Consider the following 14,277-nt stretch of genomic DNA (forward strand, 5'->3'; position numbering starts at 1 on the left):
CTTAGCCCAGTTTGCGGGCGCGGTAGCTGCGCCCCTTGATCTTGCCTTCCTGCAACCGCTTGAGTGCGGCGCTCGCCACGCTGCGCTTCACCGCGACGTAGGAGTACTGCTCGGAGATCTGGATCTTGCCCACATCGGCACCGGCAATGCCGCCTTCACCGGTCAGGGCACCCAGAATGTCACCGGCCCGCACCTTGGTCTTGCGGCCTGCATCGATGGAGAGGGTCACCATCTGCGGGGCGATCGGCTTGATGTCGCGGCCGATGCTGTCGAGATCACCCAGCGGCATCGGAGCTTGCTGGTACTCTTCGATAAAGTTGACGCGCTGGGCCTCGTTCGGCTGATAGAGACTCAGGGCCAGACCCTGCTGGCCGGCACGACCGGTACGGCCGATGCGGTGCACGTGCACTTCCGGATCATAGGTCAGCTCGTAGTTGATGACGGCGCCCAGCTCCTTGATGTCGAGGCCGCGGGCCGCCACATCGGTGGCCACCAGAATGGTGGCGCTGCCGTTGGCAAAGCGCACCAGCACCTGATCCCGCTCGCGCTGTTCCAGATCGCCGTTCAGCGCCAGCGCTGAGAAGCCCTTGGCGGCCAGATGGTCGGCCACGTCGTTACAGGCGCGCTTGGTGTTGCAGAACACCACGCAGGAGCTGGGCTGGTAGTGACTCAGCAGCCAGGTGAGGGCGTCGAGGCGCTGACCGGCAGGCACTTCATAGAGCTTCTGTTCGATGGCGCTCCCCTCGTGCAGGGACTCCACGCTCACCTCGACCGGATTGCGCTGCACGCCGCGGCTCATCTGGGCGATCCCTTCCGGATAGGTCGCGGAGAAGAGCAGGGTCTGACGCTGCTGGGGGGCATAGCTGATGACCCGGTTGATATCTTCGCCAAAGCCCATGTCCAGCATGCGATCCGCTTCATCCAGCACCAGCGTCTTGAGGCCGGAGAGCTCCAGTGTGCCTTGCTCCAGATGCTTGAGAATGCGACCCGGGGTGCCGACGGCGATGTGGGCACCAAAGCTCAGGGTGGCGGACTGAGGTGCGGTCGGGGTGCCGCCGCACAGGGTGACCAGCTTGACGTTGGGCAGGGCGCGCGCCAGACGACGGATCTCCTGAGCCACCTGATCCGCCAGTTCGCGGGTCGGGCAGAGCACCAGCGCCTGCACTTCGAGGCGGTTGACGTTGAGCTTGGCCAGCAGGCCGAGGCCGAAGGCGGCGGTCTTGCCGCTGCCGGTTTTTGCCTTGGCGATCAGGTCTTTGCCATCGAGCACCAGGGGCAGGCTCTGGGCCTGGATCGGGGTCATCTGCAGGTAACCCAGGCTGGTGAGGTTCTCTTGCAGGGCGGGGGAGAGATTGAGGCTGCTAAATTCGCTGTTGTTCACAAAAGGACTCTATTTCGGAGAAAACGGGGATGCGCTAGCGCTAAGGCCGCGCATCATACCAGAATGTGGCACCGGATGTGGCGGATTTTTGAACGGCTGGTCACGAGGGGCCATGAAAGGTTCATTTGTTGCCAAACCGATCGCGGACGATCACCGACAATGCGATAAGGACTATTTTTCAAACACTCATCTAATTATTTATCGCGGATAAACGTTTTCTATTTTCAGTATTTTAATATAATGATTGGAAAATATTCCACGAGCAGTTATTGCGCTACAGGGAATGTTGCGAAAATGCTGATTAAATATTTTCAAAGAACATAAAAACGGCGCCACCATTACTCAACGTGATGTTTTAAAAGGATTTATGTCATCCGTGTTGCGCGATTAATATCAGTTCATTGCACAATTAATTTAAAAACGTTTGTATTATCCTGCCTCCATAATATTGCGCGGGATTGTGATGGCTATCTGATTTTTAAATGTGCAAATGTCTATGATGGCGCCGGTCAAAAATTACAATTTACTCAGGTGCTACAGGTATGGAATACGTTCACTTTGTGCTCGGACTGGTGATGGTCCTCGCTCTCTCTCTGCTGGCTAACCGCCACAACTGGAAACAGATCAAACTGCGTTATATCGGTCAACTGCTAGTGGTCGAACTGGCGCTGGCCTGGTTCATGCTGAACTCCGAAGTGGGTCTGGCGGTGGTGGGGGGCTTTGCGGCCGGCTTCACCAAGTTGATGGAGTTTGCCAAACAGGGTACCGACTTCGTGTTCGGTGGTCTGGTCAACGAAGGGGCCTTCTCCTTCTTCCTGATGGTGCTGATGCCCATCGTCTTCATCTCCGTGCTGATCGGTATTCTGCAGTACATCCGCCTGCTGCCGCTGGTGATCCGCGGTATCGGTACCGTGCTGGCCAAGATCAACGGCATGGGCAAGCTGGAATCTTTCAACGCCATCAGCTCGATGATCGTCGGCCAGTCCGAGAACTTCATCGCCCTCAAGAACATCCTGCCGCACCTGAACGAGAAGCAGATGTACACCCTGGCTGCGACGGCCATGTCTACCGTCTCCATGTCCATCGTCGGTGCCTACATGCAGCTGATCGAGCCGCGCTACGTGGTCGCCGCGCTGGTGCTCAACATGTTCAGTACCTTCGTGGTGCTCTCTCTGATCAACCCCTACGAGCCGGATAACTCCGTAACCGACATCAAGGCCATTGCCGAAGGTGACGAGCACCACACCCCGAAGAAAGAGAACTTCTTCGAGATGCTGGGCGAGTACATCATGGCCGGTTTCACCGTTGCCGTGATCGTGGGTGCCATGCTGGTGGGCTTCATCGCCCTGATTGCCCTGATCAACTACCTGTTCGAGATGGCATTTGGCGTGAACTTCCAGTTCGTCATGGGTTACCTCTTCTACCCGATCGCCTGGATCCTGGGTATCCCGAGTGGTGAAGCGCTGCAAGCCGGCTCCATCATGGCGACCAAGCTGGTGACCAACGAGTTCGTGGCGATGATGGATCTGGGCAAGGTGGCTGCCGAGCTCTCTCCGCGCACCGTCGGCATCCTCTCCATCTTTATGGTCTCTTTCGCCAACTTCAGCTCCATCGGCATCATCGCCGGTGCGGTAAAAGCGCTGAACGAAGAGAAGGGCAACATGGTTTCCCGCTTCGGCCTGAAGCTGGTCTACGGTTCTACCCTGGTCAGCCTGCTCTCTGCTGTTATCGCAGGCATCATGATCTGATCCTCTAGTGGTTCGCACCACTGCTTGGGCCCCTGACTTTGTCAGGGGCTTTTTTGTTTCTGGCTCACAGCTGCCAGCCGCACCACCAGCCGGCAACCAGCAGGGTGAGGGTGCAAAAGCCGGTTTCGATGGCGCCGCCACTGCGCAGCGGCCAGCCCGGCAGGCGGTAACGGCGCTTGATGGGCCAGAAGAGCGGAATGCCCGCCGGGGTGAGCCAGTCCCCCAACAGATGGCTGAGGTAGCCGACGATCAGGGCATCCTTGACCCCCATGGGCAGGGTGCCCGGCGGCAGGCTCTGGTTCAGCCCCCAGACAGCGGCGGCGACCGCCAGCAGACTGTGAGTGAAGCCGCGATGGCCGAACAGCCGCGACAGAGGTTTCGAGATCCACGGCAGGCGCTGCCCCAGCACCGATTTGGGGTGGTCGAGGTCGGGCAACAGGGCGCTGGCCAGCGCGGCAGGGATAGTCTGCCACAGGCTGGCATCGGCCAGCGCCGGAGTGAGCTGCAGTTTATGGGCGATCAGGGTGCAGGTAACGGAGAAGAGCAGGTGCCCTTGGGCGGTCATGATGATTACGGCGTGGACAAGATGGCGGCGCATCTTACCAGCCTGACGGTTGTGGTCAGCTCTTATTTTAAAAATCAGGATGTTACGGCGAAAAAGCGCCCATGTTGGGCGCCTTTAGGGTCTCTTTACAGCTTGCCTTTGACCAGCCACTTGTCGAGGGCGTTGGCGAAGCGCTGCTTGTCGGCGGCATTGAAGGGGGCCGGGCCGCCGGTCTGCACGCCGGCCGAGCGCAGCTCTTCCATAAAGTTGCGCATGCCGAGCCGCGCCTTGATGGTCTCGCGGGTGTAGATCTCGCCGCGGGGATTGAGCGCTTCGCCACCGGCATCGATCACCCAGGAGGCGAGGGGGATGTCGCCGGTGATCACCAGATCGCCGGGCTGAACCTGCTGGGCGATGACATGATCTGCCACATCGAATCCCTTCTCCACCTGCTGGGTTTTGATGAAAGGCGAGGGGGGGACCCGCAATCCCTGATTGGCCACCAGGGTGGTGACGACCTGGGCGCGGTGGGCGGCGCGGTAGAGGATCTCCTTGACCGGAATGGGGCAGGCATCGGCATCAACCCAGATGGGCATGGCATGGTTTCCTGTAGTGAAAGCGGATAGAAAACGAGAGCGGCCATGTTAACACAAGCCTCCCCTTCCCGGCGCGGGGCTGAGTCGGCCCAACCTTTGGTGTAAGCTGGGGCCAGCACATGAAACGAGAAGGAGACGAGATGGATCGGGTGCCCGGTGAAGTGATTTATGCCCTGACTCTGGATGGCAAGGGTGGCATGGCGCCGCTGACGGCGGGAAGCGAAGTCCCGGCGGCGCATCCCGGCTGGCTGCATCTGGATTACGGCAATCCCGATTCGGCGCGCTGGCTGTTGCAGACCCCCTTGCTCAGCGAGGCGGCCAGGGAGTCGCTGCTCGGCCAGAGCAATCGTCCCAAGCTGGTGCGGATGGGGGAGACGGTGCTGCTGATCCTGCGCGGCATCAACCACAACAAGGATCACAGGCCCGAAGAGATGGTGGCGCTGCGCATCTTCATCACCCCGGATCTCATTATCAGCAGCCGTCGTCGTCCGCTGCTCTCCGAGCAGGATGTCTTCAACCAGCTCAAGCTGGGGGGCGGCGCCGATACCCCGGCCGACTGGCTGGTGGAGATCTGCGATGCCCTGACCGATCGGGCGGGGGAGTTTGTCGAGGAGCTGCACGACAAGATCCTCGATCTGGAGGAGATGGTGCTGATGCGCGACATGCCCGCCAATGGCCGCTTGGCGCTGATCCGTAAGCAGCTCATCATGATCCGTCGTTACCTCTCCCCCCAGCGGGATCTGGTGGCGCGGCTGGCCAACGAGAAGATCAGCTGGCTGGATGAGGATGACCGCCGTCGTCTGCTCGATATCGCCGATCGGCTGCGGCGTTGGCTCGACGACCTCGATGCCGGAGTAGCGCGCACCGCTGTGCTGGCAGACGAGATCAACAATCTGATGGCGGAGGCGACCAACCGCCGCGCCTACCAGATGTCGGTGATGGCGCTGCTCTTTTTGCCCGCCAGCTTCCTGACCGGTCTGTTTGGCATCAACCTCGGTGGTATCCCCGGGGCCGAGAATCCGACCGCCTTCTGGGTCTTCTGTGGTTCGCTGGTGGCGCTGGCAAGCGGGCTGGCTATCTGGCTCAAACATCGGCGCTGGTGGTAAGGAGGCATAACCCATGTGGCAATCAATTGGCCTGACCCTGCTGCTGTTGCTGGGGCATACCCTGATCCGGCGGCTTATTCACAAGAGTCTGCTGGCGCTCGGCCAGAGCAGGCAGGTGAGCGAGAACCGGGTGCTCTACGTGGCCCATGTGTTCCACTTCCTGCTCGGCTGCGCCACCCTGCTGGTGCTGGCCGGGGTGTGGGGGCTCGACTTCTCCCGACTGGTGGTGCTCGCCTCCTCCTTCTTTGCAGTATTGGGGGTCGCCATGGTGGCCCAGTGGTCGATCCTCTCCAACATCACCGCCAGCATCACCATCTTCTTCGCCTTCCCCTACAAGATTGGCGACCGGATCCGCATCCTCGACAAGGATGATTCGGTCACCGGCGTCATCACCGAGATCGGCCTCTTCTATGTGCGGGTGCGTGATGACAACGGCGATCTGGTCACCTATCCGGCCAACCTGATCCTGCAAAAGCCGGTCAGAAAGCTGGAGGGCAAGGTGGTGGAACCACTGCAACCGGAATAGAAAGCAACCGGAATAACAAAAAGGCTCCCTCGGGAGCCTTTTTACTGTGCGGTGGGTGGCGCTAGCGCTCGAAGAAGCGGTAGAGGTGCTCCACCTGAACCGGGCAGTCGGCCACCTGATGCAGATGTTCGCGGGCCTGCTCGACGGTGCCGAAACTGACCGGGCAGCCGAGGGTGTCGGTCAGCTCGTAGAGGGCGCCATCCTTGCCTCTGAATTCGATGAGCCAGCCGGGAATGGCCACATCGTGGAGTATTTCAGCCTCTTGCAGGATCTGTTGCTGATAGAGCTTACGAAGTTCACTGACTGTCATGATGCTCTCCTGTGGGGAATATCCAGCTCCAGTCTATGCCTGCCCTTTATATGCGGCAACGGGATCATCCCCGCAGGACCTCCCATGCCCAGCGGATGCGGATAAAGGTCTCTGCATTGCCGCCCCGATCCGGATGGTGCTGCAATGCCAGCTCCCGCCAGCGGCGGCGGATCGCCTCCTGACTCGTTCCTTCATTCAACTCGAACAGGGCCAGCGCCTCGGCTTTGTGCCCCTCCCCGTCATAAGCGCGCCAGAAGCGGTTGAGCAGGGCCTCAACTTCAGCACGGTCGGTCTGCCAGAACACCTGCCAGTCGAGATAGTAGCTACGCAGATTTTCGCCAACAGTAAAGCCGTGGTTGGCCTCCTGATTCCCGGCCAGCGGTTCGAGCCGGATATCCAGGGTGCTGATCACCAGCCACCATCCCTCTTGCCAGAGCTCGGCCTGCAGCTGGTAGAGGGCGTTCATGATCAGGAAGTTGACCCGAAACAGCTGCAGCTGCTCGTCGTCGGCCAGCCGAGGGATCTCCCCCTGCTGGCGCAGAGCGGCCATCAGTTCATGCACCTTGTAGCTTCCCGCCGCCTGTTGCAATAGCACCAGCAGCGGGGCGATCAGCGGATTGTGGTTGGCTTCGCTCATTCGGCGCTCTGTTCTTTGGGCGGCTGCAGGGCGATCAGCAGCTCACCCGCCTGCGGGGTGACGGGGCCGGTAACGATCTGGGGCTTGCCCTTGCCATCCATGATGAAGAGCGGGATGGCGCCGGGATTGGCGGTCTGATACTGGGCCCAGTCGAACGCCTCGCTCAGGCGGGTCGCCTTGATCTGGCCGCCCCGGCTCAGCAGGCTGCTCAGCCTGGCATAGTTGATGTCGGGGCCGAACAGGTTCTGGCGAGCGCGAAAGGTGGCGCTCTCCCGGTTGGCCTTGCCGTGCTGCTCGCTGGAGCGCAGGGAGTAGACCTGCTCCTCGCCGTAGAGGTGGGCAAAGTGCAGCACCCCGAGGGCGTTGTTGTGGCGGTTGGGGGAGAGTGCCAGCACGGTACTGATGCTGGTAAGCGGCAGGTGCAGCTCGGCATGTTCCGACTGGGGGTTGCCGAAGTAGCAGGGCAGGTTGCTCATCCGCGCCTGTTTGCAGAACTCCCAGGCGGGATCGCAGAGCTGCACTGGCACCCCCTGATCCGCCAGCGCCCGGCCGATGGCCCGCGCCACCGAGTTGGCCCCTATGATGAGCCAGGTGTTGGGGGCGCTCTGGCGCATCTTGAGCAGGCTGGCCAGCGGGGCCGAAGTGAGGCTCTGCAACACCACGGTGGAGATGATCACCGCAAATACCAGCGGCACCAGCTTGTCGGCATCAGGGATCTCGGCCTGATGCAGGCTGATGGCAAACGAGGCACTGACCGCCGCCGCGACTATGCCGCGCGGGGCGATCCAGCTCAGCAGGGCGCGAGCCCGCCAGGAGAGATCCGAGCCCCAGGTTGAGACCAGAATACAGAGCGGGCGCGCCACGAACTGCACCACGCAGAGCAGCGCCAGCACCATGGGGCCGAGCTGCCAGAGCTGGGCCAGATCGAGGCGCGCCGCCAGCAGGATAAACAGGCTGGAGATAAGGATGACCGCGAGATCCTCCTTGAACGCCAGCACCTCCTCCAGATCCAGCCCCTCCTGATTGGCGAGCCAGATGCCGAACACGGTCACCGCCAGCAGGCCGGACTCGTGGCTGAGCCAGTTGGAGAAGCTGAAGGTGACCAGCACCAGCGCCAGCACCCCGAACTTGTGCAGGCTGACCGGTAGCCAGTCCTTGCGAATGAGCAGGGTGGTCAGCCAGCCCGCCACTACGCCGATCAGAGAGCCGACCCCCACCGTTTTGGCCAGAGCCAGCAGGGTGTGGCCGATGAGATCTCCCTGACTGCCGAGGCGTACCGCTTCGAATACCAGCACCGCAAACAGGGCGCCGATGGGGTCGATGACGATCCCCTCCCAGCGCAGGATGCGGTCCACCTCCCGGGTGGGGCGGATCACGTTGAGCATGGGGGCGATCACCGTCGGGCCCGTTACCACCAGCACAGCGCCGAGCATGGTGGCAACCCGCCAGTCCAGCCCCAGCAGGAAGTAACCGGCGCTGCCGATGACGGCGAAACTGACCAGCATGCCGGTGGAGCAGAGATTGCGCACCACCTTGCCGATCCCCTTGAGCTCGGCCAGATGGAGGGTCAGTGCCCCCTCGAACAGGATGATGGCCACCGACAGGGAGACCAGCGGAAACAGCAGATCCCCGAGCAGGGCATCGGGGTCGAGCAGGCCGCTGACCGGGCCCAGAGTCAGGCCGGTGAGCAGCAGAAACAGGATGGCGGGTACCCGCAGCGACCAGGCAAGCCATTGGGCCAGCACGGAGACCAGGGCGATCCCGGCCAGAGAGAGGGCAATCATGCAGACCTCGATTCAGGCAGTGAGTATGGAGCTAGTGTAGTGGCTAAGTTGGTCAGATTGACACCCGAAGGCGCGTGCATCATGGCCGGGATGGGGAGATGTGCGACAGTCGGCGTCATTGTGGCTGGCGGTGGTGTGCAGGGCGCCAGCCAGACGCCAACCGTGGTGATGGGGTGGCCTTGGGGCCGGATTAGATGGGGCTCTCCTTGTGGAGCTCGCCGACACAGTCGGCCAGCGCCAGTACCAGTGCGGAGCGCACCATCTGATCGAGCCGGTTGAGCTGCATCTGGTAGAAGGCCCAATCCTCTTCGCTGGCGGGGGGCTCCAGCTTCATCATGCCGCCCTGGTTGACCCCGTGCAGGCGGTCGAGCAGATCGCGGATCGGCTTGTCGCTGAAGCGGTAATCCTTGGGGTCTCGCACCAGAAAGTCGCGGATCTTGATATAGGCTTCGATATCCTGATAGCGCTCGAGCGAGATGAGGCCGAGGGCGAAGATGAGCTTGAGGCGCACCTCCAGCTGGCCGAGGGGGCCGCTCTGGTTGAGCAGGGGTTCGATGGCGTATTTGACGGCATACTCCTCCTGACGGAACGCGCGTCGCATCAGGGAGTCGACCGCCTCTTCCAGGATGGTCACGGCTTCGAGAAAGAAGCCGCGGGGGCCATCCTGCTCGTTCAGTCGTTCCAGTACTTCATCTTCCTGGTGTGTGGTCATAGGTGCATAGGGTCCAGCTGACAGGGAGAGAGTGGGCCTCTCTCCCGGTTTCTATCATATGGGGCACATTCCCTTGCCATTCAAGCGCTTGGCGCGCTATCAGTGGTGGCTGAATGCGCCGCAAGCAGGGTCATTACAGGGTTTCGTAACGGGCGACGATGGCGCGAACCACCTCGCTCTCTTCATCCAGTCCGGTGACGCGGGCCAACGCTTTGGCCGGGCCCAGCTCCGCCAGCAGGGCTTGTAGCTCCACCGCCTGCGGGTCATCGGCATTGCGATAGTGGAGCGCCGCGGCGATCCCCTCCTGCAACTGCTCGTTGGGCAGGCCGTACTCCATGGTGCCGAGCAGCGGCTTCACCAGTCGATCTCCCGCCGCCAGCTTGCGCAGTGGCTGACGACCGACCCGGTCAATCTCGTCCACCAGATAGGGGTTGGCGAAGCGGGCCAGGATCTTCTCGATGTAGGCGGCGTGCAGGCGCGGGTCGAAGCCGTAGCGTTTCACCAGCACGGCACCACTCTCCTCCATGGCGCGGCGCACCTTGCTGCGGATCACCGGATCTTCGATCGCCTCGCGCACTGTGTGGTAGCCTCGCAGCTTGCCGAGGTAGGCGGTGACGATGTGGCCGGTGTTGAGGGTGAACAGCTTGCGCTCGACGAAGGCCATCAGGTTGTCGGTGGGCTCCATGCCCGCCACCTGTGGCAGCGCCCCCTTGAACTGGGTCTGGTCGACGATCCACTCGCTGAAGCTCTCTACCGTCACTTCCAGCGGGTCATCGTTGGCAGCCGCGGCGGGCGGCACGATGCGATCCACCGCTGAGTCGACGAAGCCGATACAGGATTCGAGCGTGGCATGATACGCGACCGGCAGGTACTTGAGTACCTCCCGCTTGAGGTGGCTGGTGCCGCGCACCATGTTTTCGCAGGCGATGACGTTGAGCGGAGTCAAGTTGCCGGCATCGAAACGGGCCTGCAGCCCCTTGGCCAGGGTGCTGGCAATCTTGTCCAGAATGTTGGGGCCCACTGCCGTGGTGACCAGATCGGCGGTGATGATGCGGGCGATCACCTCGTGACCGGCGGAGCTCACCGCCGCCACGTTGCGCACCACATCCAGCTTCTGATCCGCCCCTACTACATGGACCTTGTACTCCTGACGGTGGTTGAGCTGGTCGATCAGGGTGTCGTTGACGTCGGCGAAGGTGACCTGATGGCTGGCATCCGCCAGCACTTTGCCGATAAAGCCGCGACCGATGTTACCAGCACCAAAATGCAATGTTTTCATGATATTAACCTCTTGAACCAAAGACGATGAAAGATGATTACGCAGCCTGTTCGGCACCCAGCAGATCCAGGAAGGCCTGGGGATCCGTGGTGCTGGCCAGCCGGTCGATGAGACCGGGTTCATCCAGTGCATTGGTCAGGCGGGTTATCACCTGCATGTGTTCGTCGTTGCGGGCGGCGATGCCGATCACCAGCCGCGCTACCTCATCGGCAGCCTCGCCAAAGGCGACCCCGGCCGGGTACTGGCAAATGACGATGCCGGTACGCTTCACAAACTCCTTGGCGGCGATGGTGCCGTGGGGCACGGCGATGGACTCGCCGAGGTAGGTGGAGACCAGCTGTTCGCGCTCCAGCATGGCGTTGACGTAGTCGGGCGCCACATAGCCGCGCTCGGCCAGCAGTCGGCCTGCGGTCAGGATGGCGGCCTCCTTGTTGTCCGCTTTCAGTCCCAGATGCACGTCATGACGGCTCAGGGTAAAGACTTCGGCTGCTTGCGGCTCGTAGCTGTCGTCGTTGGCGGCCACCAGCAGCTGCGGGTTGGCGACATCATCGTTGGCGGCGCGGCTCAGGCTCTGTACCAGCTCCTGATAGAGGCCGTTGTCGAGGAAGTTGGTGAGCGAGATATGGTGAGCGTTCGGCGCATGGCGACGGGCCCGCTCGGTCAGATCCTTGTGGGTGATGACCCAGTCCACCTGATCGTCGAGCTGATCGATGGCGCGGTTGGTGACGCTGATATCGAGCCCTGCGGCCTGCACCCGCTTGCGCAGCATGCCGGCGCCCATGGCGCTGGAGCCCATGCCCGCATCGCAGGCGACCACAATATTGCGTACCGCCATCAGTTCGCCGCCCGGCTTCTTGGCCGCTGCGGTTTCGGGCTTGCCGCCCTTCATGGCTTTCATCTTGCGGGTGGCTTCACCGAGGGCATCGGCCTCGTCGGCTTCCGGTTGCTGGGCGCGAACGAACACGGCGGCGACCAGGAAGGAGACCAGAGTCGCGCTGATGATGGAGAGGGCGACCCCGATCAGGGAGGCTTTCGGCGTCATCAACAACACGGCGAAGATGGAGCCCGGTGAGGCAGGGGAGACCAGACCGGCGTTGAACAGGGTCAGGGTAAAGACCCCGGTCATGCCACCGGCGATCACCGCCAGAATGAGGCGCGGGTTCATCAGCACATACGGGAAGTAGATCTCGTGGATGCCACCGAAGAAGTGAATGATGGAGGCGCCAGCCGCGGACTGCTTGGCCGCACCACGACCGAACACCATGTAGGCCAGCAGCACGCCCATGCCCGGGCCCGGGTTCGCTTCAATCAGGAAGAAGATGGAGCTGCCGTGCTCGGTGGCCTGCTGGATCCCCAGCGGCGAGAAGATGCCGTGGTTGATGGCGTTGTTGAGGAACAGGATCTTGGCCGGTTCGACGAAGATGGAGGTGAGCGGCAGCATGTGGTTTTACCAGGAAGCCGACGCCACCGGCCAGCAGGCCGGAGAGCACCTTGACGAAGGGGCCAATCACGAAGAAAGCGAGGATCGCCAGCAGCATGCCGATAAGCCCGGCGGAGAAGTTGTTGACCAGCATCTCGAAGCCGCTTTTGACGCGACCATCCATCGCCTTGTCGAAGCGCTTGATGGCCCAGCCACCGAGCGGGCCGACCATCATAGCGCCCATAAACATCGGGATGTCGGTGCCCACGATGACGCCCATGGTGGTGATGGCACCGACCACGCCGCCACGCTCACCGCCCATCAGTTTGCCACCGGTGTAGCCAATCAGCAGCGGCAGCAGGTAGGTGATCATGGGGCCGACCAGCTTGGCCAAGGTTTCATTGGGCAGCCAGCCGGTGGGAATGAAGAGGGCGGTGATAAAGCCCCAGGCGATAAAGGCGCCTATGTTGGGCATGACCATATTGGACAGGAAGCGTCCAAAATTCTGTATCTTGACTTTGGTATCCGGTGATAACATGTCGGGACCCCGTTTTAAGCCTGTTTGATTAAAAGTGGTAGTCGGGATGGCCGGTTTTGCCGAACCGCCATCCCGGTCGTCTAAGCAACTTCAATCTACCAGCTTGCGATCAAATTAGGCTGAAAACGGGGTGTCTTGTGATCCAGATCTCGGATACCCAGCGATACCCCCTCCATAACTAGTGACCCACATCACATTCCCATGCTGTAATTCGGCTACATTTCGATCTTTTCTGTTTTGCATGGTCATTTTTTGTGACTCAAATCACTAAAGTTGTTTTGTGGCTCTCTTGTTGAATAGTGACTTTCGTCACAAATTCAATTTTTGTATTCGAATGGGACAAATCACTCAATTACTCATCAGTGGGTAGTGACGATGGATCTATCGCAACACTCCATTGCTTACCAATGAATCAATAAATTTGTAACCCGCTTTCAGTTTTTACGGTCGGTGATGAGGGCTCTTTTGCTGCTGGCTGATGGGAATGGGCGCCAATATGCAGGATGCTATCGAGCGGCAGATGTTCGGGGCGCTTGCTTGCCGCGCAGGCCAGACTGCAGATAAAAACAAACCGCCAGCAGGCGGTTTGTCGGTTTTTACGAGCTATCCCCTGTCGGGGGCTGCGGTTTAGTAGAAACCGGCATCCTCGGGGGAGGGGCGGGTCTTGAAGCGGCGATGGAGCCACATGTACTGCTCCGGCGCCTTGCGCACAGCGGCTTCAATCTCGCGGTTGGCGCGGGCGGCATCGACCATGTCGTCACCGCTGGGGTAGTCGGCGAGCGGTGCCCCGATATGCAGGGTGTAACCCTCTCTGGTGCGGATGTTGTAGCAGGGGAGGGTGACGGTGTTCTTCACCCGCGCCAGGGTGGCGGTGCCGGTGATGGTGGCGGCCTGCTCCACCGCGAAGTAAGGCACGAACACGCTGGCGTGGCTGCCGTAGTCGTGATCCGGCGCGTACCAGAGGGCGTCGCCGTTGCGCAGCGCCTTGATCATCCCCTTCACATCCATCCGGTCTACCAGATATTTGTTGGAGGCGCAGCGACCGTGATACTGGGCATACTCCAGCACCGGATTGGTGTTGGGGCGATAGACCCCCACGCCGGGGCGCACCAGCCCGAAACAGCGGGCGTTGAGTTCCAGCGTCAGGAAGTGGCAGGAGAGCAGCAGCATGCCCTGACCTTTTTCCATGGCGGCGATGACGTGCTCTTCCCCTTCCACCTTCATCAGGTTGCGCATCCGCCAGTCTGGCCAGAACCAGGCGATCCCCACCTCGAACACGGCGCAGCCCACGCTCTCAAAGTTTGCCTTAAGCAGTTTCTCCCGCTCATCCCGGGTCAGCTCGGGCATCGCCAGCTCCAGATTGCGACGGGCAATCTTGACCCGGGACTTCAATATCCTGGCGGCGAGACGACCGAGCTGACGGCCCAGCCACATCTGGCTGCGCCACGGCAGCAGGGTCAGCAGCCAGAGCAGGCCGAGGCCGAACCAACTGGCCCAGTAACGGGGATGAAACAGGCGGGGCTCCAGGCGGGGAGCGTTGTCATGGGCCATGGCTAATCTCTTGTTCGCAAACACAATCGGGGGATTCTAGCCGAAAAGGGGGGGCGGGGGCGAATGGCTGTGTGCTGGTCAGAGGGGTAGCCTGCGTCCGGTTAGCGTGACAGCGGCGGCAACTGCGGTCGGCTTTTTCTACACC

12 protein-coding genes and 1 pseudogene are annotated in these 14,277 nt (G+C 61.2%); 3 read left to right on the forward strand and 10 right to left on the reverse strand.

All coding sequences use genetic code 11. From position 1 onward, the window contains the following. Window position 1: 1 nt before the first annotated feature. On the reverse strand, window positions 2-1,381 hold the full coding sequence (gene dbpA / locus ACTG2T_RS12425) for an ATP-dependent RNA helicase DbpA (protein ID WP_005335919.1): 1,380 nt from the start codon (window positions 1,379-1,381) through the stop codon (window positions 2-4). Between the two features lie 542 nt (window positions 1,382-1,923). Here dbpA and ACTG2T_RS12430 point away from each other — a divergent pair. Continuing rightward, window positions 1,924-3,129 carry a NupC/NupG family nucleoside CNT transporter gene (locus ACTG2T_RS12430; protein ID WP_005363118.1) on the forward strand — a complete coding sequence of 402 codons (1,206 nt, stop codon included), beginning with the start codon at window positions 1,924-1,926 and terminating at the stop codon, window positions 3,127-3,129. 64 nt (window positions 3,130-3,193) lie between these two features. Here ACTG2T_RS12430 and ACTG2T_RS12435 read toward each other — a convergent pair whose 3' ends face one another. After that, window positions 3,194-3,694, reverse strand: coding sequence for a metal-dependent hydrolase (locus tag ACTG2T_RS12435; protein WP_064341727.1), 501 nt, complete (start codon window positions 3,692-3,694; stop codon window positions 3,194-3,196). Window positions 3,695-3,819: 125 nt separating this feature from the next. Continuing rightward, window positions 3,820-4,269, reverse strand: a complete 450-nt coding sequence (locus tag ACTG2T_RS12440; RefSeq protein ID WP_005335916.1) for a YaiI/YqxD family protein — start codon at window positions 4,267-4,269, stop codon at window positions 3,820-3,822. Window positions 4,270-4,409: 140 nt separating this feature from the next. Between ACTG2T_RS12440 and zntB the strand changes: the two genes are divergently transcribed. Both zntB and ACTG2T_RS12450 read left to right on the forward strand, forming a co-directional pair. Then, entirely contained in the window at window positions 4,410-5,375 is a 966-nt protein-coding gene (gene zntB, locus ACTG2T_RS12445; protein ID WP_005341467.1) for a zinc transporter ZntB, read from the forward strand. Between the two features lie 13 nt (window positions 5,376-5,388). After that, the gene (locus ACTG2T_RS12450) at window positions 5,389-5,901 is read left to right on the forward strand and encodes a mechanosensitive ion channel domain-containing protein (protein ID WP_005335914.1); all 513 of its coding nucleotides are present in this window, start codon (window positions 5,389-5,391) and stop codon (window positions 5,899-5,901) included. Between the two features lie 61 nt (window positions 5,902-5,962). Here the strand turns inward: ACTG2T_RS12450 and ACTG2T_RS12455 are convergent, their stop codons facing one another. The 7 genes and pseudogenes from ACTG2T_RS12455 to lpxL form a co-directional block, all read right to left on the reverse strand. After that, a complete protein-coding gene (locus ACTG2T_RS12455; protein ID WP_005363113.1) occupies window positions 5,963-6,211 on the reverse strand; it encodes a hypothetical protein in 249 nt (82 codons plus the stop codon). 64 nt (window positions 6,212-6,275) lie between these two features. Continuing rightward, entirely contained in the window at window positions 6,276-6,848 is a 573-nt protein-coding gene (locus tag ACTG2T_RS12460; protein ID WP_323892962.1) for a DNA-J related domain-containing protein, read from the reverse strand. Beyond that, window positions 6,845-8,632, reverse strand: coding sequence for a cation:proton antiporter (locus ACTG2T_RS12465; RefSeq protein WP_323892959.1), 1,788 nt, complete (start codon window positions 8,630-8,632; stop codon window positions 6,845-6,847). Before ACTG2T_RS12465 ends, ACTG2T_RS12460 begins: the two co-directional genes overlap by 4 nt. Window positions 8,633-8,822: 190 nt before the next feature. Then, window positions 8,823-9,344, reverse strand: a complete 522-nt coding sequence (locus tag ACTG2T_RS12470) for an MltR family transcriptional regulator (protein WP_005335907.1) — start codon at window positions 9,342-9,344, stop codon at window positions 8,823-8,825. A gap of 133 nt (window positions 9,345-9,477) precedes the next feature. Further along, window positions 9,478-10,623 carry a mannitol-1-phosphate 5-dehydrogenase gene (locus ACTG2T_RS12475; RefSeq protein ID WP_323892956.1) on the reverse strand — a complete coding sequence of 382 codons (1,146 nt, stop codon included), beginning with the start codon at window positions 10,621-10,623 and terminating at the stop codon, window positions 9,478-9,480. Window positions 10,624-10,660: 37 nt separating this feature from the next. Further along, window positions 10,661-12,581: pseudogene (locus tag ACTG2T_RS12480) on the reverse strand (PTS mannitol transporter subunit IICBA). 627 nt (window positions 12,582-13,208) lie between these two features. Further along, window positions 13,209-14,132 carry an LpxL/LpxP family Kdo(2)-lipid IV(A) lauroyl/palmitoleoyl acyltransferase gene (gene lpxL, locus ACTG2T_RS12485; RefSeq protein WP_068979037.1) on the reverse strand — a complete coding sequence of 308 codons (924 nt, stop codon included), beginning with the start codon at window positions 14,130-14,132 and terminating at the stop codon, window positions 13,209-13,211. Window positions 14,133-14,277: the final 145 nt, after the last annotated feature.

The sequence above is a fragment of the Aeromonas sp. 75A genome, from assembly GCF_051919425.1.
Taxonomy (GTDB): domain Bacteria; phylum Pseudomonadota; class Gammaproteobacteria; order Enterobacterales; family Aeromonadaceae; genus Aeromonas; species Aeromonas veronii.

Bases quoted from the DNA above. Each gene is read 5' to 3' on its own strand.
- ACTG2T_RS12430 (WP_005363118.1), top strand. From the start codon at position 1,924: ATGGAATACGTTCACTTTGTGCTCGGACTGGTGATGGTCCTCGCTCTC.
- ACTG2T_RS12435 (WP_064341727.1), bottom strand. From the start codon at position 3,694: ATGACCGCCCAAGGGCACCTGCTCTTCTCCGTTACCTGCACCCTGATC.
- ACTG2T_RS12440 (WP_005335916.1), bottom strand. From the start codon at position 4,269: ATGCCCATCTGGGTTGATGCCGATGCCTGCCCCATTCCGGTCAAGGAG.
- zntB (WP_005341467.1), top strand. From the start codon at position 4,410: ATGGATCGGGTGCCCGGTGAAGTGATTTATGCCCTGACTCTGGATGGC.
- ACTG2T_RS12450 (WP_005335914.1), top strand. From the start codon at position 5,389: ATGTGGCAATCAATTGGCCTGACCCTGCTGCTGTTGCTGGGGCATACC.
- ACTG2T_RS12455 (WP_005363113.1), bottom strand. From the start codon at position 6,211: ATGACAGTCAGTGAACTTCGTAAGCTCTATCAGCAACAGATCCTGCAA.
- ACTG2T_RS12460 (WP_323892962.1), bottom strand. From the start codon at position 6,848: ATGAGCGAAGCCAACCACAATCCGCTGATCGCCCCGCTGCTGGTGCTA.
- ACTG2T_RS12465 (WP_323892959.1), bottom strand. From the start codon at position 8,632: ATGATTGCCCTCTCTCTGGCCGGGATCGCCCTGGTCTCCGTGCTGGCC.
- ACTG2T_RS12470 (WP_005335907.1), bottom strand. From the start codon at position 9,344: ATGACCACACACCAGGAAGATGAAGTACTGGAACGACTGAACGAGCAG.
- ACTG2T_RS12475 (WP_323892956.1), bottom strand. From the start codon at position 10,623: ATGAAAACATTGCATTTTGGTGCTGGTAACATCGGTCGCGGCTTTATC.
- lpxL (WP_068979037.1), bottom strand. From the start codon at position 14,132: ATGGCCCATGACAACGCTCCCCGCCTGGAGCCCCGCCTGTTTCATCCC.